General features: G+C 39.7%; 27 protein-coding genes. 10 read left to right on the top strand and 17 right to left on the bottom strand.

The genetic code is table 11. The annotated features are described in order from the left end of the window. Positions 1-12: 12 nt before the first annotated feature. On the bottom strand, positions 13-1,188 hold the full coding sequence (locus tag AC0VYO_RS08765) for a BMQ_0737 family morphogenetic spore coat protein (RefSeq protein WP_430242058.1): 1,176 nt from the start codon (positions 1,186-1,188) through the stop codon (positions 13-15). Positions 1,189-1,293: 105 nt separating this feature from the next. Here AC0VYO_RS08765 and AC0VYO_RS08760 point away from each other — a divergent pair, with 105 nt between their 5' ends. Together AC0VYO_RS08760 and AC0VYO_RS08755 are read left to right on the top strand one after the other, a co-directional pair. Then, a complete protein-coding gene (locus AC0VYO_RS08760) occupies positions 1,294-2,112 on the top strand; it encodes a hypothetical protein (RefSeq protein ID WP_475368874.1) in 819 nt (272 codons plus the stop codon). A 74-nt stretch (positions 2,113-2,186) separates the two neighbouring features. Continuing rightward, positions 2,187-2,318 (top strand): hypothetical protein, encoded by a 132-nt coding sequence (locus AC0VYO_RS08755; RefSeq protein WP_475368873.1) that lies wholly within the window; start codon positions 2,187-2,189, stop codon positions 2,316-2,318. 9 nt (positions 2,319-2,327) lie between these two features. Here the strand turns inward: AC0VYO_RS08755 and AC0VYO_RS08750 are convergent, their stop codons facing one another. From AC0VYO_RS08750 to wecB, 6 genes are read right to left on the bottom strand one after another with little or no spacing between them, the layout of a single operon-like run. Then, positions 2,328-3,368: a glycosyltransferase family 4 protein gene (locus tag AC0VYO_RS08750; protein ID WP_475367198.1), complete on the bottom strand. Its 1,041-nt coding sequence runs from the start codon at positions 3,366-3,368 to the stop codon at positions 2,328-2,330. Continuing rightward, positions 3,365-4,081: a glycosyltransferase family 2 protein gene (locus tag AC0VYO_RS08745; RefSeq protein WP_430242065.1), complete on the bottom strand. Its 717-nt coding sequence runs from the start codon at positions 4,079-4,081 to the stop codon at positions 3,365-3,367. Before AC0VYO_RS08745 ends, AC0VYO_RS08750 begins: the two co-directional genes overlap by 4 nt. A 17-nt stretch (positions 4,082-4,098) precedes the next feature. Continuing rightward, on the bottom strand, positions 4,099-4,959 hold the full coding sequence (locus AC0VYO_RS08740; protein ID WP_475368872.1) for an NAD-dependent epimerase/dehydratase family protein: 861 nt from the start codon (positions 4,957-4,959) through the stop codon (positions 4,099-4,101). Next, on the bottom strand, positions 4,952-5,779 hold the full coding sequence (locus tag AC0VYO_RS08735) for a dTDP-4-dehydrorhamnose reductase family protein (RefSeq protein ID WP_475368871.1): 828 nt from the start codon (positions 5,777-5,779) through the stop codon (positions 4,952-4,954). The genes AC0VYO_RS08740 and AC0VYO_RS08735 overlap by 8 nt, the downstream gene beginning before the upstream one ends. Further along, the gene (locus tag AC0VYO_RS08730; RefSeq protein ID WP_475367195.1) at positions 5,779-6,765 is read right to left on the bottom strand and encodes a polysaccharide biosynthesis protein; all 987 of its coding nucleotides are present in this window, start codon (positions 6,763-6,765) and stop codon (positions 5,779-5,781) included. Before AC0VYO_RS08730 ends, AC0VYO_RS08735 begins: the two co-directional genes overlap by 1 nt. Beyond that, positions 6,755-7,849, bottom strand: coding sequence for a non-hydrolyzing UDP-N-acetylglucosamine 2-epimerase (wecB, locus tag AC0VYO_RS08725; protein ID WP_475367194.1), 1,095 nt, complete (start codon positions 7,847-7,849; stop codon positions 6,755-6,757). Before wecB ends, AC0VYO_RS08730 begins: the two co-directional genes overlap by 11 nt. Positions 7,850-8,042: 193 nt before the next feature. Between wecB and AC0VYO_RS08720 the strand changes: the two genes are divergently transcribed. Both AC0VYO_RS08720 and AC0VYO_RS08715 read left to right on the top strand, forming a co-directional pair. After that, entirely contained in the window at positions 8,043-8,459 is a 417-nt protein-coding gene (locus AC0VYO_RS08720; protein ID WP_430242074.1) for a hypothetical protein, read from the top strand. Between the two features lie 90 nt (positions 8,460-8,549). Continuing rightward, positions 8,550-9,614: a glycosyltransferase family 4 protein gene (locus AC0VYO_RS08715; protein WP_430242076.1), complete on the top strand. Its 1,065-nt coding sequence runs from the start codon at positions 8,550-8,552 to the stop codon at positions 9,612-9,614. Positions 9,615-9,626: 12 nt separating this feature from the next. Here AC0VYO_RS08715 and AC0VYO_RS08710 read toward each other — a convergent pair whose 3' ends face one another. Together AC0VYO_RS08710 and AC0VYO_RS08705 are read right to left on the bottom strand one after the other, a co-directional pair. Beyond that, the gene (locus AC0VYO_RS08710) at positions 9,627-10,538 is read right to left on the bottom strand and encodes a glycosyltransferase (RefSeq protein WP_475367193.1); all 912 of its coding nucleotides are present in this window, start codon (positions 10,536-10,538) and stop codon (positions 9,627-9,629) included. A gap of 59 nt (positions 10,539-10,597) precedes the next feature. Further along, positions 10,598-10,819 (bottom strand): hypothetical protein, encoded by a 222-nt coding sequence (locus AC0VYO_RS08705; RefSeq protein ID WP_303534855.1) that lies wholly within the window; start codon positions 10,817-10,819, stop codon positions 10,598-10,600. Between the two features lie 246 nt (positions 10,820-11,065). On the opposite strand from AC0VYO_RS08705, the gene AC0VYO_RS08700 reads away from it, so the two are divergent. Next, positions 11,066-11,599: a hypothetical protein gene (locus AC0VYO_RS08700; protein WP_430242082.1), complete on the top strand. Its 534-nt coding sequence runs from the start codon at positions 11,066-11,068 to the stop codon at positions 11,597-11,599. A 33-nt stretch (positions 11,600-11,632) separates the two neighbouring features. On the opposite strand, the gene fabI is transcribed toward AC0VYO_RS08700, so the two are convergent. The 4 genes from fabI to mgtE form a co-directional block, all read right to left on the bottom strand. Further along, positions 11,633-12,409: an enoyl-ACP reductase FabI gene (gene fabI, locus AC0VYO_RS08695; RefSeq protein ID WP_194221216.1), complete on the bottom strand. Its 777-nt coding sequence runs from the start codon at positions 12,407-12,409 to the stop codon at positions 11,633-11,635. A gap of 62 nt (positions 12,410-12,471) precedes the next feature. Then, positions 12,472-12,669, bottom strand: coding sequence for a hypothetical protein (locus AC0VYO_RS08690; protein ID WP_475369087.1), 198 nt, complete (start codon positions 12,667-12,669; stop codon positions 12,472-12,474). 100 nt (positions 12,670-12,769) lie between these two features. Beyond that, positions 12,770-14,617: a monovalent cation:proton antiporter family protein gene (locus AC0VYO_RS08685; protein WP_194221214.1), complete on the bottom strand. Its 1,848-nt coding sequence runs from the start codon at positions 14,615-14,617 to the stop codon at positions 12,770-12,772. A 39-nt stretch (positions 14,618-14,656) separates the two neighbouring features. Next, the gene (mgtE, locus tag AC0VYO_RS08680; RefSeq protein WP_226612629.1) at positions 14,657-16,018 is read right to left on the bottom strand and encodes a magnesium transporter; all 1,362 of its coding nucleotides are present in this window, start codon (positions 16,016-16,018) and stop codon (positions 14,657-14,659) included. Between the two features lie 272 nt (positions 16,019-16,290). Here mgtE and AC0VYO_RS08675 point away from each other — a divergent pair, with 272 nt between their 5' ends. Together AC0VYO_RS08675 and prpE are read left to right on the top strand one after the other, a co-directional pair. Further along, positions 16,291-17,475: an FtsW/RodA/SpoVE family cell cycle protein gene (locus tag AC0VYO_RS08675; RefSeq protein WP_283152336.1), complete on the top strand. Its 1,185-nt coding sequence runs from the start codon at positions 16,291-16,293 to the stop codon at positions 17,473-17,475. 96 nt (positions 17,476-17,571) lie between these two features. Beyond that, positions 17,572-18,306, top strand: coding sequence for a bis(5'-nucleosyl)-tetraphosphatase PrpE (gene prpE, locus AC0VYO_RS08670; protein WP_475368870.1), 735 nt, complete (start codon positions 17,572-17,574; stop codon positions 18,304-18,306). Here prpE and AC0VYO_RS08665 read toward each other — a convergent pair. The 4 genes from AC0VYO_RS08665 to AC0VYO_RS08650 form a co-directional block, all read right to left on the bottom strand. Then, on the bottom strand, positions 18,290-19,165 hold the full coding sequence (locus AC0VYO_RS08665; RefSeq protein ID WP_475368869.1) for an RluA family pseudouridine synthase: 876 nt from the start codon (positions 19,163-19,165) through the stop codon (positions 18,290-18,292). The genes prpE and AC0VYO_RS08665 overlap by 17 nt on opposite strands. Before the next feature lie 115 nt (positions 19,166-19,280). Beyond that, positions 19,281-20,081, bottom strand: a complete 801-nt coding sequence (locus AC0VYO_RS08660) for an NAD kinase (RefSeq protein ID WP_194222277.1) — start codon at positions 20,079-20,081, stop codon at positions 19,281-19,283. A gap of 26 nt (positions 20,082-20,107) precedes the next feature. After that, positions 20,108-20,743, bottom strand: a complete 636-nt coding sequence (gene yjbM, locus AC0VYO_RS08655) for a GTP diphosphokinase (protein WP_194221210.1) — start codon at positions 20,741-20,743, stop codon at positions 20,108-20,110. Between the two features lie 26 nt (positions 20,744-20,769). Then, positions 20,770-21,150 (bottom strand): UPF0738 family protein, encoded by a 381-nt coding sequence (locus AC0VYO_RS08650; protein ID WP_475368868.1) that lies wholly within the window; start codon positions 21,148-21,150, stop codon positions 20,770-20,772. Between the two features lie 140 nt (positions 21,151-21,290). On the opposite strand from AC0VYO_RS08650, the gene AC0VYO_RS08645 reads away from it, so the two are divergent. From AC0VYO_RS08645 to AC0VYO_RS08635, 3 genes are all read left to right on the top strand, one after another. Next, on the top strand, positions 21,291-21,866 hold the full coding sequence (locus AC0VYO_RS08645) for a CYTH domain-containing protein (RefSeq protein ID WP_475368867.1): 576 nt from the start codon (positions 21,291-21,293) through the stop codon (positions 21,864-21,866). A gap of 116 nt (positions 21,867-21,982) precedes the next feature. Further along, positions 21,983-22,378, top strand: coding sequence for a globin domain-containing protein (locus tag AC0VYO_RS08640; RefSeq protein ID WP_475368866.1), 396 nt, complete (start codon positions 21,983-21,985; stop codon positions 22,376-22,378). 92 nt (positions 22,379-22,470) lie between these two features. After that, on the top strand, positions 22,471-23,295 hold the full coding sequence (locus AC0VYO_RS08635) for a ClpXP adapter SpxH family protein (protein ID WP_475369054.1): 825 nt from the start codon (positions 22,471-22,473) through the stop codon (positions 23,293-23,295). Positions 23,296-23,339: the final 44 nt, after the last annotated feature.

Below are 23,339 nucleotides of genomic sequence, written 5' to 3'. Positions count from 1 at the left end.
TGCACTACTGATTTATGACTGTTTCTTGTATTTAATATCATCAAATGTGATGCAATCATCAACGGTAAGATCGCCTTCTTCAACTTCCACAGTTCCTGTATTAAAGACAACTTTTCCTCTACGGTTTAATAAATGCACTTCAAACCACTGATCGTCGTCTGCGTCAACTACAGCAAGTTTAAAGTCAAACGTACGACCGCGATCCGTTACACCGCTACCTTCAACGATGAACTTCAAACCATCTCCACATTCTTCGCACTTAAGAGTATCTTGATCGAAGCTCGTTGCAGTGAATGTAAAATCGTTCTTTCCATCGCTTGAGTCTGTGTCATGGAAATTAAGTTTCATAGAGCTTCCAGTAAGACTACAATTATCACAAATGTTTACAAGCAGTGTTGCTTTACCAGAATCATCATCACAGTCTATTTCTCCACTCGCTTCCCCACTTAGTGAGCAATCACAATTTGGACGAGGGAAGATGTCTGGACACTGTTCCGGGAATTCAATTGGAGGACACTCATCGATCAAGTCAGGTGCAATTAGATCATTATCACGAGGTGAACAGAACTTCGCAAGAACCTCTAGTTTCACTTCAGCTTCTACTTGAATGTCTACACAGAAAATAACTTCTAGATCAAATGAAGATGGTGCAGGACAGTTTAATAATACAGTTCCTGAAGGAATGCGGCATACAATTTTAGTGATTCGACAGAAGAGATCTGTTCCATTCGGGAAGCATAGCACAAATGATTCAAGAACAGATGCGTTGCAATCGACCTCTGTTACTAAATCGCCATGTCGGTCGACAACCTTCACCTTTACATCAGTTGTAAATAAAAGGTCAACGAGTTGAGCATCTGCAAATCCCCCACCAGGGATTGCTACGCTAACATCCCGTTTTTCTCCAATTTGTTCACAGAAAAAGTCATCTTCTGTATGCTCGCTGCCTGAGAGTGGGAACAAAGGAGGTGCTTCTGGTGTTTTACATACAATACGAAGGGGACGGCGGCTTGGATCTTCCATAGCACATTCGATCTTTTTAAGCTCATGATCTGTAAATTTGATTTTCTTCTTTACAGAAAGCTGATCGGTTACCCAATCGTATACTTTTTGAACGCGAATGCACTCATCCTGTAGGCTATTTGTAGCTGTAGGAACGGTGCGTTGCTTATGTTGTTTGTGACCCATATCGTTCCTTCCTTTCTTTCACATGATAGGTTGATTCACTACATACTATGGAATTAGCACAGAAATGCAACAGAAGGAGCTGCCCAAATTTCATATGCGTTTCTCATGGAGAAGAAAGGAGAAGATTTTTTGATAAATCTCATCTGGAAAGATAAAGTGATTTGTAAGCTCTCAAGCGAAGAATTAAATGCGCTATTATTACTTCTTCCATACTGGGGGCTGCAGATGAACGACAATGTTCTTACGATGCCTTTAGAAGGGAAGAAGCTGCATCTCACTTCCGAGTGGAGCCACTATGCTTATTCCCTTATGGAGTTAGTAAGGCATACGGGAATCGATGCTACACATATGGAAGAAAACAGTGACCTATCGATCACAATGGATGTAGCCTCACACCTCGCTTCTCCCCTATCCATTTTGATCGGGAACAAAAAAGTACGCCCGAAAGCACTCGACTATAAGAGCCTTGATTTACAAAAAAGAATTCACAAAAATGCCTGGCTTCCTTTCAATGGATCCACAATGACTTGCTTTATTAAAGAAGATGATCATTATACTGCAATTGAATGGATTTCCTATATGATCATTCAATATTTTATGAAACCCTATTTCAAGCCGGTACATCACATTTCAATCGGTATGTATGAAAGATTAGTTACAAACGTTTTAGAAGAAGTGAATCCAACGCTTGCATCACATCAAAAAACGGATCACCCTCTGTCTGAGTGGCCCGATGTTCCTGATGCGATCGTTCCTCAACAAAAAACAGAGCCACAAACGACTTCACCAAATCAAAATCATCAGCCAATCAACCCTTTTTCTCAGTCTAGTACACTTTTTGAACCATCTCCTTTTGATCCATTTAAGTTTAATCATAAACAGCGGAACACATCAGTCATTAACCCATTTCATCAGAAGAAGTAATCAACTTCACACCTTACTCTTCCTAACAGAATAAGATGTACAAAGGTATAGAAAAGCCTGTCAGGAGGAGAAAGATGAAGAAAGCAGATATTCAAGAATTATATAAAAAAGTGAAACGTACAAGAAGAACAAGGAAGTCGCGGCCCACTCAAATAAAAGGATGCAACACATGTGGTAAAACGACTTGGAAGCCAAATACACAGTAAACGACCGGATTATCCGGTCGTTTTTATTATGGAGTGAACAGCATTCAAAAAGGCGTCGACGCTTCGCTTCCACGTCCATTTCTCTGTTTCTTTCTCTCCATTTAATGCGATCTCTTTTCTTAGATTTGGTTGGCTTAGTAGTGTCATAACGTCTTCTGCTAGTCGATTTTCATAGCGGTAAGAAAGCAGGGAATTCACGCCGTGTTTGCAATAATCTAAATTACCTCCGTTATACGTTGTGACGAGTGCAGCTCCACACTTCATGGCTTCAAGTCCAGGAAGTGAAGCCGTATCATAAGTAGAAGAATTGACAAATATGTCTGCTTCATTGTAATGATAAGCCAACTCTCGATCATCAGCCGGTGTGAGATAGCGATACTTCCCTGATGCTTTAATCATTTGAAGCGCTTTAGAAGCAGCCAACTCATTAGGTGGACTAATTAATGTGTATTTGGCATTAGGGTATGACTTTTGAACAATAGCCAGTTGCTCTAACAGGTAATTTTGCTCACGATGCCAGGAATGACCTCCCTCTGGCCTTCTTAGTATCGCTGTAAGATTAGGGACTTTATTTAATAACCGTGTACCCATATTATAAAATTGGTCACTAATTCCTACAGGTACGATTGAGCCAGTAATGCCATGATTTAATCGAATCAGGTCTTGCTGCCATTTCGATAATACAATGAGGTTTGGCGTTACATGATAACTTGGGAAGGATAATTCTTGTTCAGGTAAAAAGGTTGGTTCATAACACAGACTTATTCTTATGTGAATACCTTTCTTGTTCCTACTAGCGTTTTCGGCGTCCTCAATAAGCGTATAATAGTTCGATACAATAACATCTGCTTTCGGATAAGAAGATTCTGGTATCCCGTATAGCTCTGTCGTTCGTTTGACAGTTGATTTTATTGGATATTCAATCACACCGGTTTTTGGCATCAGAATGATGACTTCATGGCCACGGTCTACGAGACCATTCGTCATTTCAGCCAGCATTCTTTGTGCGCCGCCTTTACATAGAGTAATGATTGGGAAGGTGAATTTCATAATTGCATACGCTCTTTCAGATACGCTTCTTGAAGGAGCATTCTAACTTTCTTTTTCACATGACGAAGTTCTGTTCGAATGGCTTCACTGTGTCGTTGTGTTCCCATCTCACTATGCACCCGGTATTGAACAAGACATTCGTCTATATAAGAAAAGGCATGATCCTTTGCAATACGGGCCCATAAATCATAGTCATGTGTAAAACGTAATGTTTCATCAAATCCATTTAACTTTCGCAACACATCCATTTGGACCATAACTGTACAGCCGTTAATGGCACAACCTTTTCTTAAATGATGCAAAAATGCAAATCGATCCCGGAAAGAAACCCCCACTGATCCGCTTGTTACTTCTCCATATTCATTCATCAAAACATAGGATGAATAACCTATCACGCGATCGGATGCTTCTAAATCATTTACTTGCCGTTCTACTTTATGTGGTAAATAGAAATCGTCAGCACTGAGCCATGTAAAATAATCACCTGTTGCATTAGCAATTCCCGTATTTAACGCCCCTGCTGTCCCTTTATTTCCCTGTTCAATATAGCGAATTCGTCCGTAGTAAGGTTTAATTTTCTCTGTATAGAGCGTTGAACCATCATTAATCACGATCACTTCAATGTTCTTATACGTCTGGGCCAACGCACTTTCAATCGCTGCATCAATATATTCACAGTTATAAAAGGGGATAATGATTGATACTTTCTTCATACTCTCCCTCTTTTCTTTTAAGATTTTTTGACATACTCCATCATATCCCTAAGAGATTTCTCAAATGAGATAGTTGGCTTCCAACCAAGTTTGTTCATCTTGTTAGATGAGTTCAATGATGCCTGTTCCTTCTTGCGTTCTAGATATGAGGCGTTTATAGGGTATGGTATTAGCTTTTGAAATTCAGCGATAACTTCTTCAAGGGTTCGATAACACCCACTTCCAATCTCGTAAGCTATGCCTACTTCACCATACTCTAGAAGCACTTGATATGCTCTCACTGCGTCTCTCACATCAAGGTAATCTCGCGTAGCAAAGGCATTAGATAATTGTATTTCTTTATCTTTATCCCGATTCTCTTCGTTAATTAGCTGTCTTGCAATCGCTGAACAAACACCAGTAGATGGACCGGGACCGATTAAGTTACATGGAACAGCTAAAATTATTTGCATTCCATATAAATCTCCCCAGGCTTTCGCTAAGTTGGCCTGGAGTGATTTACTAAAACTATATGGGTGAGGATACGCTTTTTCTGCTTGAAGGGCAGATCCAACAACGACAATTCGACAGTTTGGCACGTGTTTTCTAGCTGCCTCCAAAAGATAAAGCGTAGCGAGCACGTTCGTTTCAAAAGTAGAGACTGGTTCTTCCCAGGACTGTTGTACATGGTTTTGTCCTGCTAAGTGAAGAATCATATCGGGCATTGTTTTGGCCATCATTTCATTTACAGCATACTGATCGCTAAGATCTACACGAAACATGTTAGGATTTGCACTGCGGGATATTCCAATAACATGATAATCCTGCTTTAATTTCTTAATGGCATGAGCCCCTGTAAAACCAGTTGCCCCTGTAACAAGAACCGTTTGTTTAGGCATAATCCTTCATCCATGCTTTTAACTCCTGAAGCATAGCTCGGTAAGGTTGTACGTCGTAAAAAGCATCAGTACGAGTATGAACAATCGTTCGATCTAACTTTAATTCGCTAGAAGGGACAATTGTTACATCTTCCTTTTGAAATACTTCTTTAAAAAGAGTAAGTAGCTCAAATTTCGAAACTGTCTCAGGTGCATGCAGATGGTATAGCCCTGTCGTTTCTTGTTGGATTAAAGAGTCGATCGCTTTCGCAAGCTCTAATGTCGTAACCCCATTCCAGAACGCCTGATCAAACCCTTTTATTTCACCTTTCTGTTTGAGAAACCATTGTAAGAGACCAATCCCATTTCCCTTTAGTTCAGGTCCTACAATGGAAGTTCGGACTGTCAAATGAGGGAATTCCGTTACTTCTCCGAGCGCCTTCGATTTGGCATAAACCGTGATTCCATCAGGCTGATCTGATTCTGTATAGTTGCCTTTATCTCCTTTAAAGACACAATCTGAACTTATATGAACAACTTTACCTTTTCTACGGTTCATTAATTTCACAAGTTGATGTGGCAGTAATGCATTAACCTGAAAAGCAAGTTGCTCATTTTGTTCTGCAGCATCATTCAACACGCCAATCGCATTTATCACAACATCCGGCTGGACCTCATCGATGACCGACTCTAATTGCACGGTATCAAGAACATCTAACACATACCCGTGCGGATCACTAGCATCTCTTGAAGTGAAATAAACGTCTTTATACTTTTTTTGGAAATAGGCAGTCAGAACATGACCTGCCATTCCTTTTCCTCCAAGTACTAGCAGCTTCATTAGATGAACCCACCTTTAATGAGCATGGCTTTGATTTCTGCTTTCGTCATAACATCTTCACCAGAGTTATAGTTTTTTAGAGTAACAGGTTGAAAGTTCGCATATCTCTCATTCAGACCAGTAATTTTGATTGCAGGCAAAATAACGAAGTACTCTTTGTCGTAGTACACTGTTGATTGACTTTCATATTCCGAGAAAAGTATTTCATGAAGCTTCTCTCCTGGTCTTATCCCCTGTTCACGTATTTTTACGTTCTGGACGCCCGATGCCTCGATGAGAACTTCCGCAAGATCTATGATTTTACAAGTTGGCATCTTCATAACAAAAATCTCGCCGCCTCTACTTTCATACGTGGCTTTGAATAGTAGTTTAATGGCGTCTTCAATCGTTAAGAAAAAACGCGTCATTTCTGGATGAGTAATGCCGATTTCAGCTTTGTTTTGAATTTGATTTTTAAAAACATGAATGACGCTTCCGTTTGTTCCAAGGACGTTTCCACCTCTCACGCATACAAAGGTAGTATTCGACTTGAGCGTGTTCGCATGAATGATCAACCGCTCACCCATTGCCTTTGAAAACCCGTAGAAATTAGATGGATTTGCAGCTTTGTCTGTCGAAATGTAAACAACTTTCTTCACATTATTCTCGATCGCCGTTTTAATCACATTTTGTGTGCCGATAACATTTGTATTTAAAGCCTCAATCGGTTGGTCTTCACAGACAGGCACGTGCTTCAATGCAGCAAGATGGAATAAATAATCAACGCCCTTTCCAGCTTCTAATAAACCTTCTCTTTCTTTAATATCTCCGATTAGAAATGTTAGTCGTGGGTCTTGATGAAATTCCCTCTTCATTTCAACCTGGCTCGTTTCATTTCTCGATAAAACACGAATTTCTTTTGGCGATTTTTGCAACAGCTGTTTTATTAACTCATGGCCCCAGGATCCAGTTCCTCCTGTTACCAGTATCGTTTGATCACGGAACAATTTGTATTCCTCCTAAAATAAATTTCACTACTCGGTCTGATACATTTAAATCCTCATAACCAGTTGGAATCATCCAATTTGGTTGATGATAAAGCATTACGTCAACAGCTCGTTTTATACTCGCAGCATCAATGCCTGAGATCATATTGCTTCCACATGCGATCGTCTCAGGACGTTCAGTTGTGGATCGAACTGTAACAGCTGGTACCCGGAACAAACAACATTCCTCTTGCACTGTTCCGCTATCTGTTAGAACGCAGAACGCTGACTTCTCAAGTCTCACAAAGTCAATAAATCCAAACGGCTCGTGCAGTTCAATAAGCGAGTCCAAGCTATCAGCATATTCTGCCGTTAACTTTGATTTGGTTCTTGGATGAATACTGCAAATAATTCTCTTCTTATATTCCATCGCAATGAGGGTTAACCCATCGAAAATTTCTTTCAATTTCTTCGGATGATCTACATTCTCAGCTCGATGAATCGTCACTAGAAAATAGTCTTTTTCTTCTAGCTTCAGCGAACGTAAAATGTCACTTTGTTGAATCGATGATTCGTAGTGCGTTAGTACCTCAAGAATAGGATTACCAGTAACGTAAATTCTGTTTGATGGAAACCCTTCTCTTAATAGATTTTCTCTACTTTGAGGAGTGTAGGGCAAATTATAGCTAGATACAGCATCGATCACTTTACGATTTTTCTCTTCAGGTACTTCAAGATCAAAACAGCGATTTCCAGCTTCCATATGTGTGACAGGAATGTTTAAACGCTCCGCCAGCACAGCACATAAAGCTGAATTCGTGTCTCCCAGAATTAAAATACGATCTGGTTGATGTGTGAGGAGAATTTGCTCTACCTTCATGAACATGAAAGATAGCTGCTCTCCTAATGAAGAAGCTGTATTTGAAAGCATGTAATCTGGTGATCGAATGCCCATTTCTTTAAAAAACACATCTCGGAGAGAAGGTGCTGAATTCTGTCCTGTATGGATGAGGATGTGTTCATCAGCTAATTGATCGAGTTTATCGATGATCAAACTTAATCTAATAATTTCTGGTCGTGTGCCCAGTATTGTCGCAACCTTCATGTCGGCCCTCATTTCTTACACTTTTTTTACACTAATTAACTTATGTATGAAACGGTAACCCGCAATGGACAATCTCCTAATTTTGAAAAACTACTTTATAATGCCCTTTTTTTCTAAAAGGGGGAGGCCTGTCTATTCCCTCCCTCGTTAGTCCGCATAGGATAAGCTATCCTGATAAGGGAGGAGGTCACTTATGCCTAAGCAAATTTTTGATTATAACAAAAGCGTTCCAACAGCTTTTAGCAATTCAATTGTTCGAAACATTCCACGCTCTCCTTCTCGTGTAACGCTAGCTAGTTTCGGACTATACGTTCCCAATCAAGTAAGCGAAGTTGAACTTAATGCGACTATCGGGGTTAGAGCGACTGCTTTAAATCCAACAATACTTGTTACAATCTACAGAAACTCTATGGTTATTTTCAGTACACGTGTTTCTATTGATGTGAGCGTAGCAGATTATCAAACAATATCTTTCACTGCTGTCGACAATAATCCCCCAGGCGGTTATTATGACTACTCTCTACGAGCAGAGTTAGATCAAAGCCTTATTATTCTTGATAGCGCCAATGCAGTTGGACCCATAACCCTTACTGGAATTTCGTTTGGGTAATGAGAAAACGAGACCGAAATTGGTCTCGTTTTTTATTCGATATTTTTTCCTTCATGCATAATGTAATAAAAGCAGGATGGGAGGCTAACGATGAAAGTTCTTTTTGTCTATTATTTACCGAGTGGTGGTGTTGAAACATTAAATCGAGAAAGATGTCTTGCCCTTAAAGAGGCAGGCGTCTCATGCGAACTTCTGTATATGCAACAAGGAAGCGGCTATGCCAATATTCGTGATATACCTGTTTATGTGACGAATAATGATCAAGAGATCCAAGCATTAATCGAAAAAAATAATTATACGCTCATTATGGTATGCTCCGATCATTTATTTCTTAAGCGTATTCGAACTCTCGGATATGAGGGGAAGTTGATTTATGAAATACAGGGCCTCGGAACCATGCCAGAAGCTGAATGGTGGATGCAGCGAGCCCATCGTCATGTGACGACCTATGCTGATGCAATTTTTTATCCTCGCACGCCTCACCTTGCTTCATTAGTGGAAAAATATATTCCGAATTTCCCTGTTTATTCTTTCCATAATTGTTTTGATACAGATCGGTTTAAATATATTAACTCGCCATCGATTTCTTCTGCTCCCATTATCGGATGGGTGGGTCGGTTGGAGTCCAATAAAAATTGGCGTGGTTTCCTGGAATACGTTTTTGAACTACGAAAACGACAACCTAATTTAGTTATATGGATGTTTCATGATCCTACATTGGCGTTTACGAGCGAAAAGGAAGCATTTGAGACTTTATGCTGTGAACTTGGACTGAATGAAATTATCACTTGTTACTCCAATGTGCCTAATGTAGAAATGGCCAAGTATTTTTCCATGATCGGTGATTCAGGTGGATTTTTATGCTCTACTTCGTTAGTGGAAGGCTTTGGTTATGCATTAGTTGAAGCGATCAGTTGTCACTGTCCAGTCGTAACGACAGATTCAGATGGTGTAAGAAGCTTTGTCCTTCATAATCAATCAGGTAAACTTATTGACCTCTCCGATATGAGTGATGCTGTCAATGAAGGTATAGACCTTTTGACAAATAAAACGTTAAGAAACGCCCTTATACTTCAAGCTAAGAATCACATCGCTTACAACTTGGATCCAAAAAAATACGCTTCTCGATTTATTGATATGATGAAAAACTCATAAAAAATAGCACATTCATATAACGTTATGAATGTGCTTAATCATTTCTTCGACCCTTATCGAGGTTAGGTGCCGTTCTCTCACCATTTCAAAGCCTTTCTGAGAGATGTGCCGTCTTTCTGTCTCGTTCACTAAATAATAATTTACTTTCTCAGAGAAATTGCTGTTATCAATTGCCACAAAGGTTTCTTCATTCTTGAATCCTAAATCTTCTAGTTCTTTAGTTACTGGAGCAAGAAGTAGCGTATTGCAAGCGAGCGTTTCAACATATTTAAGTAATGGATAGTGATAAATGGAATTGCAAGTCAGAAACAGTTTAGCACGGTTTAATTCGCGGGCATATACTTCTCCTACTACTCCAGAATCGATCTCCTTGTCATAGCCAGGATGAGAATGGTACTTAAACCCCTTCTTTTTATTTAAGTGGTCGTACATTTGATTTCGAAATGGGTATAGCTTCGATATCATCGATCCCATCATCAAAATATTAATATCTTTGTTAAGTTGATAGTCATGATAAATAACCTCTGGTACATGGTGTGGAAACCAAACCATTTCGCTTTGAAACTCTTGAAATGATTCCATGAATGCGTCTCGGTAATGAGTAAAGATAACTGATGGTTGAACACGTTTCATCATTCTTTTACGTGAGGCAACTTTGTAATGCAAATCATGCATCATGATACCGATCGGAATATCGGTATTCTCTAATCCTGTAATGTAACGGCCATAAGTAGGATGAAAATCATTCATTAAAATAAAATCTGGCTTCACTCTTAACATGGAAAGAATCGATTGAATGTCGCCATGACTATGCCAAATCGTGAGAGCAGATTGTTTTTGTAATTCTGCAATTAAATACGAAGTACTTTTTTCTATATAATGTGAAACATCATTTGTTATAAAAAGAATCGATATTCTCTTCAACTAGTTCCACTCCTATTCAAAAAAAGGTTTCAAAATCTGAAACCTTTTTTAAATACCTATTAGTATTCGATACATACTATTTTATCAATTGGCATTACAAGTGTTCCAAATCCGCCTGATCCCACTTGATTAAAAATAACGAAGTCATGCCCTACTTCTTGTACTGTAACCCCACTAAGATAAGGATCCCCTAATTCTTCTTGAGTGTTAAATGTATAAACGTAGTCAATTGTAGTATTGCTTGCCTTCATCTGGCACAAAAGTCCTTTAAGTCGTAACATATCATCCATCCTTTTTTTATTATTTCGGTAGTACCACTCCCGTTCTATTAATCATATGAAAGCAATACAAGCTTGTATGGACAATATGCTCAATCTAAAGAAAATTGGACGAATTCTATCTAGCGTTGCACCTAATTTCTAATAAATGGTTGAATATCCGGTGCAACTTGTACCTTCTTTAATACATTATAGTAGACCTGACCTTTTCAGTATCGGGTAAATATGTTTAGAAAGGATGTCGATTAATTGAGTACTTTATTCTCAGATGAATTCTGTCCAAAGAGTAAAAAATATTACGATTCTAAGTGGGATCGTAAGCATGATTCAAAGTGCGATAAGAAAGACGAAGATAAGCAGCGTAAATGCAAATGCGATAAGGACGACCATCATTCAAAATGGACGAAGCATGATGGAGAATGGAAATTAGAAGTACACTGTAATTGCAAGTGTGAAAAAGAGGAACACCATTCAAAGTGTGAGGAAAAGCATGATAAGAAAGAACACGATTGCATCTCTTCTCTCTTGAAAGAACTAGCGCACCACCATCATGAATTGCTACTTCCTAGAAGACCACAGGTTTATCTTCAAATGAAAGGTACAGCAGGGTTTGTTATGCTTGAAACAGGAATAAAAGGGCCAACACCTTTTACACTCGTTAGCTATAATCATAAAACTAACTGTGCAAAATTCACTTATGAATCTTGTAATGACGTATCTCCACAGGTTTATATTGTTGATACAAATTCATTAAGTGGCATCTCAATCGCTGATCAAGCATAAAAAAAACCACGACAAATGTCGTGGTTTTTTCAATCATGTCGCGATAATATTATATCCACTATCCACATGAATCATCTCACCAGTAATTCCACCAGAAAGATCACTCATTAAGAATAGCGCTGTGTTTCCGACGTCTTCTTTCGTTACAGTACGACGCATCGGAGATTTCTCTTCAATCTCTTTAATTACAGAGTTGAAATCATTAATTCCTTTTGCAGCAAGTGTACGGATTGGCCCAGCCGAAATCGCGTTTACACGGATGTTGTCTTTTCCAAGGTCGTTCGCAAGGTATTTCACACTTGCGTCAAGCGAGGCTTTTGCTACGCCCATGACGTTGTAGTTGTTCACAACACGTTCGCCACCAAGGTAAGTCATCGTAAGGATGCTTCCTCCTTCAGTCATAAGTGGACGAGCTGCTTTTGAAACAGCTGTGAGTGAATATGAGCTAATGTTATGCGCTAGCAAGAAACCTTCGCGCGTCGTTTCAAGATACTCGCCCTTTAATTCTTCTGTTTTCGCGAAGGCGATACAGTGAGCAAGTCCGTGAATAACACCAACTTCTTCTTTAATCTGAGCGAATGTCGCTTCGATTTCTTCATCATTCGTAATATCACACGGTAAAATAATAGAATCATCACGATCTAGCGTTCCAGCAAGGTCGCGAACATTCTTCTCAAGACGCTCACCTGCGTAAGTAAAAATCAATCTAGCACCGGCACTGCTTAGCGCCTGCGCAATTCCCCAGGCAATGCTTCGTTTGTTTGCAACGCCCATGACAACATATGTACGGTTCTCAAGAGACAGGTTCATATCCATGCTCCTCCTCGAATTTATTATTAGTTATTAGCACCACGTCCTAAGTATAACATGCTTTAGTGAACATGCACCATGTGGATTTCTTCAACCTTTACTTGTTTGAATATTTCGTCTCTCATAACCGCATATTGGACACTCAAATATGACGTTTTGATTTGACTGAGCTGTAAGAGATTCTTCCATATCACAACTTCCTTTACATACAGGACAAACCACTTTCGGACTTTCAACATCCATTTACCTTCACCCTCCATTCATAACCGTATGGTAAAAAGTATCACCTTGTTCGTCGCATTTATGCTCCCTTCATATAAACGTAAAAAACCCCCTCTCTCTAAGAGAAGGGGCTGAAAATTAATAACTTAGCAACGTTCGAACTTCTTCTACACTATCGCTACTTCCTGTCACAATTAAGCGATCACCAATTCGGAGCTCAGTGTCACCATGAGGGACAATCGAATCCTTACCTCGGAAAATACGTACTATGATCGTATCACCGAGATATGGGAAGCTACGCAGTGGCACACCGTTGTATTCCACATTGTTCATGTTAATTTGATATAGCGCATTTTCTTCACGAGTGAAGATATTAACGACTCCAGGAGACTCGATGAGCGCTTTTAACAAGGCTTTTGTTGAGAAGAAAACAGAGAATACATCAATATTAAGCTCTCTTAGCTGATCGGCTATTTCTGTTAATTCAATTCGAGCAATGACGCGATCTGTTCCATATTCTTTCGCGAATACCGCAATATCCGAGTTCGTTTCATCATCTCCAGAAGAAATGAGGAGGATATCGGCATCGAAGACAGAGCTTTTCTTTAGTGTATCAATGCTATAATCCGAAAGCTCAATTACTTTAAAATGACTGCTTTGTTTCTCAGAGTCCACTTTCTCCTGCTTCGTATGATAAATCGATGTTTCATAATTAGCAGGATTAAGTTCCAGCGAGATAGGCAAAGTGATTTGGTTTGCTCCGATGATCGCCAGCTTCTTCGCATGAGAGCTTTCTTCTGGCTTCGGCATTAGTTTCTTGAAAAGAATTGGTGCTAGAATACAGCTCATAATCGCCACTAAGATTAAAGCAGATGACAGCTGATCATCAATGATATCAATTCGTTCTCCGATTTCAGCTGCTGCAATAACGAGAGAAAGCGTTGATGTTAGCAACATGCCAGAACCGAGAACCGTTTTCGTATCATACCATTTTTTCAATACAACAACGGGCACTAATTTTGAAGCAAAGAGCGCAATCAACAGTAATGGAATAAGAATTAACACTTTAGGATCCTGGAAAAGTGACCAGATATCTAGCTCTACCCCAACCATTACGAAGAAAATAGGAATGAGAAAGCCATATCCAAATGAATCGAGCTTTTGCACGAGTTCCGTATTTGGTGAGAGCAAGGAAACGAGTGCACCGGCAAGAAAGGCACCTAAGATATTTTCCGCTCCAACCGTTTCAGAGATACCGACTAATACAATAATTAACGTAAAGACGGCTCTCGTACCAATTTGAATGGTCCCCTTGGACATCGTCTCGATAAAGGAAAGATGTCGGAAGTAAGCCCCAAGGAAATAAAGCAAAATTCCTGCTCCAAAGAGTATGAGAAGCAGCCACATGTTCCCTTCTCCCCCTGAATTCAGGGAAACAAAGATCGCCAGTAAAATCATTGTAGCCAAGTCAGCTATAACGGCGATTAATAGAATCGTTTGACCGATACTACTCTTCATTATGTTTGCGTCTTTTAACGTAGGAACCACTACACCAAGCGATATGGTTGAAATGATTAACGTCATAAAGAAGGCATTATCCGTATACCCAAGTACAACGAATAGAAGAGACAATAGGTACGATACAAGAAATACAAAAATAAAGACGATAAACGAGACGAGAACACGATTCGGTTCGAGTTTACCGCTTGGTAGCTTTACTTTTTTCTTTTTACTCGCAAAAACCGAGAAATCGATCTCAAGACCACTTAGGAACATCAAGAAGATAAAACCAAGAGTTGATAGCGTATCAAGCCAAGTATCTCCTTGAACAAGGTTAAATCCACTTTGTCCAATGAAAATTCCGGCGATAATCTCGGCAACTACGACTGGCAAAAAGTTCAGTCTGAAGCGGTGTAAGATAAACGGTATTAAAAATGCGATTACGACTACGATAACAAGTGATGATACGGATGCACCGTGTTCCATTTCTTTCCTCCTTCAAACGTCTGCATTGTCAATTAATCTTTAGACTAATTGACTCATAAATGCAGTCGCCATTCCAAAATAAATAAGTATACTGATAATATCATTAATAGTTGTAATGAACGGCCCTGAAGCAACCGCAGGGTCTATGTTAAGTTTGTGCATTAAGAGTGGGACTAGCGCACCAGCAAGAGTGGCAACAATCAACGTAAATAATAACGAAAAACCAACTAATAAGCCAAGTAAAAAGGTTCCTTTCCACAAGAAAATAATAATGGTGACGAGAATACCTGACGTTGCACCGGTAATTAGTCCAGTTCCTGCTTCTCTTACTATTAACGCCCACTTACTATTCTCTTCAAAATCTCCAGTAGCAAGACCTCTTACAACAACAGCAAGCGCTTGTGTTCCTGTGTTACCTGCCATTCCTGCAATAAGTGGAATAAATACCGCTAGCAATGGGACTTTATCAAGGGTTACCTCAAACTGTCCAATTAAGCTTGCTGTCATCATTCCAAGAAACAGGAGAATAATAAGCCATGGCAACCTTTTTTTCGCTGATGAGAATGGATTACGATCAAACGAACCGTCATCTGAAATAGCCGCAAGCTTTGAATAGTCCTCTGAAGCTTCTTCCTCAATAACGTCAACAATATCATCGTGTGTGATAATACCGAGCAAATGGTTTTGGAAGTCGAGAACCGGAAGTGCTAGAAAGTCATAATCTCTCATAATTCTAGCGGCTTCCTCCTGATCTTCACCGACCGAAATGGAAACAACCCGCTCATTCATAATCTCTTCTATTAACGTATCTTCTTCTGCAATAATTAAATCTCTAAGAGAAATAACCCCGACGAGCCTTTTCTGTTCATCTAATACGAATATATAGTAGATCGTCTCTGCTTCAGGTGCTTCACGTCTCAGTATTTGCATCGCTCGCTTCACCGTTTGGTGTGCTCGAATCGATACAAATTCTGTTGTCATGATACTACCAGCTGTTTTTTCTTCATAATGAAGAAGTTCTTTAATTTCGTCAGCTGCATCATCATCCATAATGGTTAAGTAACTTGCAATCTGTTCAGGATTTAGTTCATTTAATACGTCTACTGCGTCATCGGCATACATTTCTGCAAGCATTTTAGCTGCATAAGCTGGCTCCATCTCCGAAATGTATTCTTCTTGCTCTTCAATATCAAAATTCTGAAAGATTTCGGCCATTTCTCTTGGTGATAAATAGGTGTACACAAGCAGCCTGATTTGTTCTGATACGGTTAAGAAGAATTGAGACTGTTCATAAGGGTGAATATCTAGAAACAATTCTCGAAAGGCATCGATTCTTTCTTGTTCTAAATGATGAATAAGTGCTTCGTACAAAGCTTGCGTTTCTTGCTCCTGGTAAGCCACTCTGCACACCTCCTTGATGTTTTAGTAACAAAGTGCGTAAATACTCAAATATGGCTATATCATTTATCGTTTATTTCCGATAAGCTTTTCTAAGGATGAACGTTTTTTCTACTTATCAGTGTCATAAAGTAAAATTACCTTCCTATCTTAGTCGGTGTGTAGTTATTTTGTCAAAAATAAATACAGGAACCGATTTGCAAATGGAAGGATTTCAGATAAGATAGGAATTGTGATTAAAAGAAGGAACGCTTTTCTTTAGAAAGGATTATATCATGAACAATGACAATCAAACACCATGGCAACAAATAGATTTCACACTTTTATTCTTTGTCTTTCTCCTGATGTGCATTAGTACTGTCGCTATTTATAGTGCCCAGGCGTCACTACCTGGAGAATTAAAAAACTTCAACTTCGCAGGAAGACAGCTAACGTGGTATTTCGTTGGTGCGTTTGTCCTCTCGCTCACACTGGTCATTGATTTTGATCGCTTTAAACAATTATCCTGGTATCTCTATGGATTTGGAATTCTTCTTCTAATCTTGCTTGCGGTTAGTCCTGAGTATATTGGAAGTTATCAAATTGCTCCGATTCGAAATGGGGCAAAAAGCTGGTTTGTGCTTCCTGGTTTAGGAAGTGTACAGCCATCAGAGTTTATGAAAATTTTCTTAATTATTACGATCGCTTCTACAGCGGTGAATCATCATGAAAAAAACCCAACAAAAACCATTCAAACAGACCTTTTGTTATTAGCCAAAATTTTCGGTGTGGCAGCTGCTCCTCTTCTTATTGTTATGGCCCAGCCTGACCTCGGAACAGCGATGGTTTTTACCGCTATTGTTGTTAGTATTACATTAGTATCAGGCGTACGCTGGCGACTTCTCTCTCTTTTAAGTTTACTAGGGGTTGCAGGAATATCTGCTCTTGTCTTTATTTTCTTTAAGTTTCCGGCCTTCTTTAAAGCCTACTTACTTGATGAATACCAGCTCGCTCGCTTCTATGGCTGGCTTGCTCCTGAAGAGTATACAGATGCAGGCTATCAAGCGACGAAAGCGATCCTTGCCATCGGCTCTGGTAAATTAGAAGGGAAAGGATACGCTGACGGTACTGTTTACTTCCCTGAAGCGCACACTGACTTTATTTTTGCTGTGATTGGAGAAGAATTCGGATTCATCGGAGCAAGTATTACGATCTCCATTTTCTTCATGCTAATTTACCGAATGATTCATACAGCCCTTGAAAGCAATGAGTCCTTCGGAAGCTATTTGTGCGCAGGCGTTATCGGGATGCTAACATTCCAGGTATTCCAAAACATTGGAATGACTATTCGAATATTGCCGATAACTGGTATTCCATTACCATTCGTAAGCTATGGAGGAAGTGCACTTTTAACCTACATGATTGCAGTCGGGCTCGTATTAAACGTCCGATCTCGAACGAAAACGTATATGTTTGAATAACCTGCCAATATGGCAGGTTTTTTTATTTGGCCTTTAACCTTGATACATACTCGTCCAATAGGGTAATGATAAAGAGATGAGATAGGAGGGTGCCAATTGTTAGACATTATCAGCGATATACACGGATGTTATAAAGAACTGAAAGAACTAACCAAACGAATCGGATATTCATGGGAAAGTGGAATTCCCGTCCATCCTGACAGCAGAAAACTCGTCTTTCCTGGTGATATCACCGATCGTGGAAAAGAATCTCTTGCTGTGATTGACGTAGTCTCACAACTCGTTAGCACCGGACAGGCTTACTATTGCCCTGGGAACCATTGTAATAAGCTTTATCGGTATTTTATCGGCCGAAACGTTCAGCAAACACATGGACTGGAGACAACAGTTGCTGAACTAAATGCTCTCCCAAATGATGAAAAAGAGGCTGTGAAAAGGAAATTCATCTCTCTTTATGAACATGCACCACTCTATTTATCCCTCGATGACGGGGAAATAATTGCTGCACATGCGGGAATACCTGAACATTATATCGGACAAGTTGGGAAAAAAGTAAAAACATTTGTCCTCTACGGCGACATTTCAGGAGAGTCTCATCCGAACGGCATGCCTATTCGAAGAGACTGGGCTAAGCATTATAACGGAGAATCTCTTATTGTTTATGGGCACACTCCAGTGAAAGAACCAAGATGGGTGAATCATACAATAAACATTGACACAGGATGCGTGTTTGGAGGCAAACTGACTTCGCTTAGCTATCCGGAATTGAAAACAACTTCTGTTCAATCATCAATGCCTTATGCTCCTGAGAAATTCACTTCTTTCGAATGAGACATAACATATCCTCTTCAAGCTCTGAAACAAACCGGAGTTTTTTTTCTAGGAAAGGATGATAGAACTCAAGCTTCGCACTATGTAACGCTTGTCTATTTATTAATGCATGCGTTCCACCATAGAGATCATCCCCTAAGAGCGGATGACCAAGATAAGACATATGAACTCTAATTTGATGGGTTCTCCCCGTTTTTAGCGATAATTCAAGAAGGGAGAATCCTTTATAATGATTTATTGTGCGGTAACTCGTTAATGCGTGTTGTCCATCAGGACGAACGGCCCTTTCAATGATACTCCCCTCTTTCCTCCCTATTGGCGCATCGATTTCACCTTCTCCTTTAACTTCTCCATGAACAAGTGCAACGTATTGTCGTTTCATCTCTTTGTTTTTCTGCTGTCTTGAAAGAAGGTCATGTGCATAGCGGTGCTTCGCAAATAAAACGAGTCCAGATGTATCTCGATCCAAACGATTAACAGCGTGGATCGTTCGATCTAGCTTATGCGTATGATAATAGTAGAGAACACCCTCTGCGAGTGATTCTTTTGAATGACGAGATGGAATCGTCGGTAGGCTTGCTGGCTTATTGATAAGTAAAAAGTGCTCATCCTCATAACAAATACGAAGTTCCATCTCTTTAGCTACCATCGTTTCGCTCACAGTTTCTTTTGGAAATAAGACTTCCACCGTATCGTCTTTCCTTAAGACAGCTCTAACGGTTTGATTGATGTTATTAACCGTAAGTTTTCCTCCATTGAATTTAATATCTGTTAACATACTTCTTGATAAATTCTTTTCCGTAAGAAGGAATTCCCTTAGCAGCATCCCTTCATCCTTCTCTTCTACGTTCCACGTCATTCTAACGCTCAAGCAAACTCACCTCGTGTATTATAAAATTTTTCATGATAGGCATTCTTTTGTAATAGAGCGAAAAAAACAGCACCGTTCAACTCATGAACAGTACTGCCTCGCTTTAATATACTTCATCGACAAATGATTCCTTTACTCTTTTCCAGAAAGGAAACGGTCTAAAACGCGCGAATCTTACCTTCTCTTCTGCTACTCGATATTGAATGGACTTTACATCTTGTTGCAATAAGAACAGATGGTCAATCGTAATTTGAAAGTCAGCATCGTTCACCGGTCGCAGAAGACACGTATGATGCTGCGGAAGCACAAGTGGAGATCCTACAGTACGAAAGACGCGATTGTTGATAGATGCCATTTCTGAAAGTTGAATGGAAGGAAGTGCAGGATGAATGATCGCCCCGCCCAACGCTTTATTATAGGCTGTACTACCAGATGGCGTTGAAATACAGAGACCGTCTCCTCTAAACGTTTCAAACAGATCACCTTTTATTTCAACATTCATCACTAAAGATCCCTCTACACTTTTGACTGTACATTCATTTAGCGCAAGATAGCGGTTCTCTTTGGAACTATTTAAATAGCGAACCGTTACTTCAAGCAATGGATATTCTACAATTTGAAAAGGAGTCCTTGCAATATGGATGACGAGCTTTTCGACTTCTTCAGGGGTCCAGTCCGCATAGAAACCTAAGTGTCCAGTATGAACACCTACAAAGGCTGTTTGATCCAGGCGATCTTGATAATGATGAAAAGCGTGTAGTAGTGTCCCATCACCGCCAACCGAAATGACAATATCCGGTTCTGCTTCATCATAGTCCAGATCGAAATCACGTAAATAATTTTTGATGCGCTGCTGAAGTTGATTGGAGGTTTGATCCCCTTTTGACTTTACCGCAAATTTCAATTTAGGCACCTCGTCTAGTTTAGTTTTCAGCTTTCTTTTTGTTCATTTTCTTTCTTTTGCATAAAGATTTTCTGAGCTTCCTTAATCTCACCGCGAATTTCAGACATTTCATCATCAAGTTTGGAAGCTGCTTCAGCGGCTCGTTGGAGACGCTTTTTGACATCATCAGGTATTTTCTTATTGTATTTATAATTCAAAGAATGCTCAATTGTCGCCCAGAAATTCATAGCAAGTGTTCGAATTTGTATTTCAACGAGCAGCATTTGTTCTCCTTGAATCGTTTGAACTGGATACTGAACGACCACATGGTATGATCGATAGCCGCTTACTTTCTGATTCGTCACATAATCTCGTTCCTCAACGATATCAAAATCTTTTCTACCACGAAGGTGATGAATGACTTTATTAATATCTTCTACGAACTGACACATCACACGAACACCTGCAATATCATGCATTTCTTCCTGCAGTCTATTGAGCGGTATGTGTTTCGTTTTGGCTTTATCAAGAATACTTGAAATCGGCTTTACTCTCCCAGTAACAAATTCAACAGGTGAATGATCATCCGCCTTTTCAAATTGCTCTCGAATGCCTTTCAATTTCACTTTCAATTCATTTACTGCTTGTTTATACGGTGCTAAAAATTCTTCCCAATTTTTCATCCAACCACCACCAACGACGATATCTATTATGACGCTGTTAGGAATACTTTCTCAACAGCTTGATTCATCACTTCTCCATAATTCGAATTATCTTTAATATTCTCAACAAGATAGGAAAGTTCCTCTTTTAGATCAGTAAGTTCTATAGATGTGTCATCCTCGGAAGTAACAACCACGTTCACGTCCTGATTGAGCACGTTTGCTAACATTGGCCATACTTCCTCTTGGAAACGAATATATGTATACCCTTCTCCCCCATCGAGTAAATACACAAATGACAAGGAGTCGGAATCCACTAACATATTTCCAGTAGCTGTATAGGAAGTAAGGTCCACTTTTTCATTCAGACCAAAGGTAAGTGTGTGATCTGATAATTCCCCTGTAATGATGTAGTATTGTTCTGGCACAAATACCTCTCCTTTCGTTATTTCCAAGTATGTATCAACTAATAGTTTATCACAATGCAGTGGGAGATTTCACCGTTGTTGTTCTGAATAAAGACATATGCCATAATTCTTTTATATTCATCTAAATGGAGGGTTCACTTATGGCACAGGAAGTAGAAATCGAATTTAAAAATATGCTCACAAAAGAAGAGTATGCCTCTTTACTTGATTACTATAAATTAGAAGAGAACATTAAAACACAAACGAATGATTATTTTGATACAAAGAATTTTATGATTCGTGAAAAAGGAGCTGCGTTACGCATTAGAAACAAGAATGACAAATTCGTATTAACATTAAAGCAGCCTGCCGAGGAAGGACTGCTTGAGACACATCAAGCCGTATCGCAAGAAACCTTTGAAGAGATCAAGAAGGACGGCACACTTCCTGATGGAGAAGTAGCATCGCAGCTAAACGAACTAGGAATTCTATCTCCGCTCCACCACTTAGGACGATTAACGACACATAGAGCTGAATACCAAACGACTCACGGACTGCTCGTCCTCGACCATAGTGAATACCTAGGGAGAGAAGATTTCGAACTTGAGTTTGAAGTCTCTGATTTCACGACAGGAGAGCGTGCCTTCACGTCCCTTCTTCATCAGCATCAAATTCCAAAGAGAAAGACAAATAATAAGATTCTTCGATTCTTCCTAGCATCCCAAGAACAGGCCTAAACGGTCCTGTTCTTTTTGTTTGGCAATGATTTCAAATCGGATTATTTGCTGTTACGTAGGGAGGTTGCTAAAATGAAATTGTAATTAAGTTCTACCTTCCAAAGGGGAAAATGAATATGAAACAAAACATGTATGATCATATCGGCGGTGCGCAGCTTGAACGGCTAGTGACTGCTTTTTATAGTCGGGTTTCACAGCATCCCGAATTAAAACCTATCTTTCCAGATGATTTAACTGAAACAGCTAGAAAACAAACTCAATTCCTAACTCAATTTCTCGGAGGGCCGCCTCTATATTCCGAAGAACATGGGCACCCTATGTTAAGAGCGAGGCATCTCCCATTCGAGATAACACCCAAACGTGCGACAGCATGGCTTTCTTGCATGGAGTTAGCAATGGATGAGGTTGAACTAGACGAAGATTTACGAGAACATCTCCTAACAAGGTTAACGTTCACTGCTCATCATATGGTTAACTCGGGTGATCAGGAAGAGAAAGGAGAATCGAATTGACACCGAATGCTACTGGTTCCTATTGCGATTCTTACAATCCAAATGGACAATCCGATACAGCTTGCACGACTACATCTCAAAAAGGTAAACCTATCGAGATCTATTCATTTATTGATCCGCTTTGTCCTGACTGCTGGGGTCTCGAACCGATCATTAAGAAATTACACCTAGAATATGGACATACCTTCCGCATTAGACATCTAGTTGGCGGTAATATAAAATCATTTAACTCGTTTAAACGAAAAAATGAAGGCATCACAACACACGCTGATGTCGCTGAGCGTTGGGAACGTACAGCCAGTCGCTCTGGGATGTCCTGTGACGGTGATTTGTGGTATGAGGACCCTATGGATACCCCTTATATCGCATCAATTGCTATCAAGGCTGCAGAGCTTCAGGGAAAGCTTCCAGGATTTCGTTTCCTAAGGAAAATGAGAGAACTTCTTTTTATACAAAAGCAAAACATGACAAAAGAAGAAAATCTAGTTCAAGCAGCAAAAGAAACCGGACTTGATGTAGAAGAATTCCAGAAAGATCTTCACTCACAAGCTGCTGTAAAAGCATTTCAATGTGACTTAAAGATCTCTTCAGAAATGGAAGTAAATGAGCTTCCTACCCTTGTTTTCTTCAATGAAAATATTGAAGAAGAAGGTCTTAAAATTACAGGACTTTATGAATATGATGTGTATGTTAGAATTCTGACAGAAATGCTTAAAACAACACCAACGCCAGAGCCTCTTCCGTCGCTAGATGAATTCATGGACCGCTATCACTTTGTCGCAACAAAAGAAGTGGCGGTCGTTTACGACATGAGTTGCGACGAGGCAGATGCCGCTATGAAGAAGCTCGCCTTGAAGCAAAAGGTAGAGAAAGTGCCCGCGAAACATGGATGTTTCTGGCGCACTGTAAAAAATTGAGATCGGGCTTCAAAAAAGGAATGAACCAGCATGGTTCATTCCTT

This window comes from Anaerobacillus sp. 63XJN7_4_ISO-PGPR-S23-413 (genome assembly GCF_056173725.1).
Note: the sequence above shows the minus strand (reverse complement) of the source record. Positions and strands in the feature narration are given on the sequence as shown.

Coding starts and splice junctions, on each gene's coding strand:
- AC0VYO_RS08745 (WP_430242065.1), bottom strand. CDS start 4,081: ATGAAGAAAGTATCAATCATTATCCCCTTTTATAACTGTGAATATATT.
- AC0VYO_RS08705 (WP_303534855.1), bottom strand. CDS start 10,819: ATGTTACGACTTAAAGGACTTTTGTGCCAGATGAAGGCAAGCAATACT.
- AC0VYO_RS08665 (WP_475368869.1), bottom strand. CDS start 19,165: ATGACGTGGAACGTAGAAGAGAAGGATGAAGGGATGCTGCTAAGGGAA.
- wecB (WP_475367194.1), bottom strand. CDS start 7,849: ATGAAGGTTGCGACAATACTGGGCACACGACCAGAAATTATTAGATTA.
- AC0VYO_RS08675 (WP_283152336.1), top strand. CDS start 16,291: ATGAACAATGACAATCAAACACCATGGCAACAAATAGATTTCACACTT.
- yjbM (WP_194221210.1), bottom strand. CDS start 20,743: ATGAAAAATTGGGAAGAATTTTTAGCACCGTATAAACAAGCAGTAAAT.
- AC0VYO_RS08760 (WP_475368874.1), top strand. CDS start 1,294: ATGGAGAAGAAAGGAGAAGATTTTTTGATAAATCTCATCTGGAAAGAT.
- AC0VYO_RS08740 (WP_475368872.1), bottom strand. CDS start 4,959: ATGCCTAAACAAACGGTTCTTGTTACAGGGGCAACTGGTTTTACAGGG.
- AC0VYO_RS08690 (WP_475369087.1), bottom strand. CDS start 12,669: ATGGAGGGTGAAGGTAAATGGATGTTGAAAGTCCGAAAGTGGTTTGTC.
- AC0VYO_RS08750 (WP_475367198.1), bottom strand. CDS start 3,368: ATGAAATTCACCTTCCCAATCATTACTCTATGTAAAGGCGGCGCACAA.
- AC0VYO_RS08735 (WP_475368871.1), bottom strand. CDS start 5,779: ATGAAGCTGCTAGTACTTGGAGGAAAAGGAATGGCAGGTCATGTTCTG.
- AC0VYO_RS08645 (WP_475368867.1), top strand. CDS start 21,291: ATGGCACAGGAAGTAGAAATCGAATTTAAAAATATGCTCACAAAAGAA.
- AC0VYO_RS08720 (WP_430242074.1), top strand. CDS start 8,043: ATGCCTAAGCAAATTTTTGATTATAACAAAAGCGTTCCAACAGCTTTT.
- AC0VYO_RS08755 (WP_475368873.1), top strand. CDS start 2,187: ATGAAGAAAGCAGATATTCAAGAATTATATAAAAAAGTGAAACGTACA.
- AC0VYO_RS08765 (WP_430242058.1), bottom strand. CDS start 1,188: ATGGGTCACAAACAACATAAGCAACGCACCGTTCCTACAGCTACAAAT.
- AC0VYO_RS08685 (WP_194221214.1), bottom strand. CDS start 14,617: ATGGAACACGGTGCATCCGTATCATCACTTGTTATCGTAGTCGTAATC.
- AC0VYO_RS08715 (WP_430242076.1), top strand. CDS start 8,550: ATGAAAGTTCTTTTTGTCTATTATTTACCGAGTGGTGGTGTTGAAACA.
- fabI (WP_194221216.1), bottom strand. CDS start 12,409: ATGAACCTGTCTCTTGAGAACCGTACATATGTTGTCATGGGCGTTGCA.
- AC0VYO_RS08640 (WP_475368866.1), top strand. CDS start 21,983: ATGAAACAAAACATGTATGATCATATCGGCGGTGCGCAGCTTGAACGG.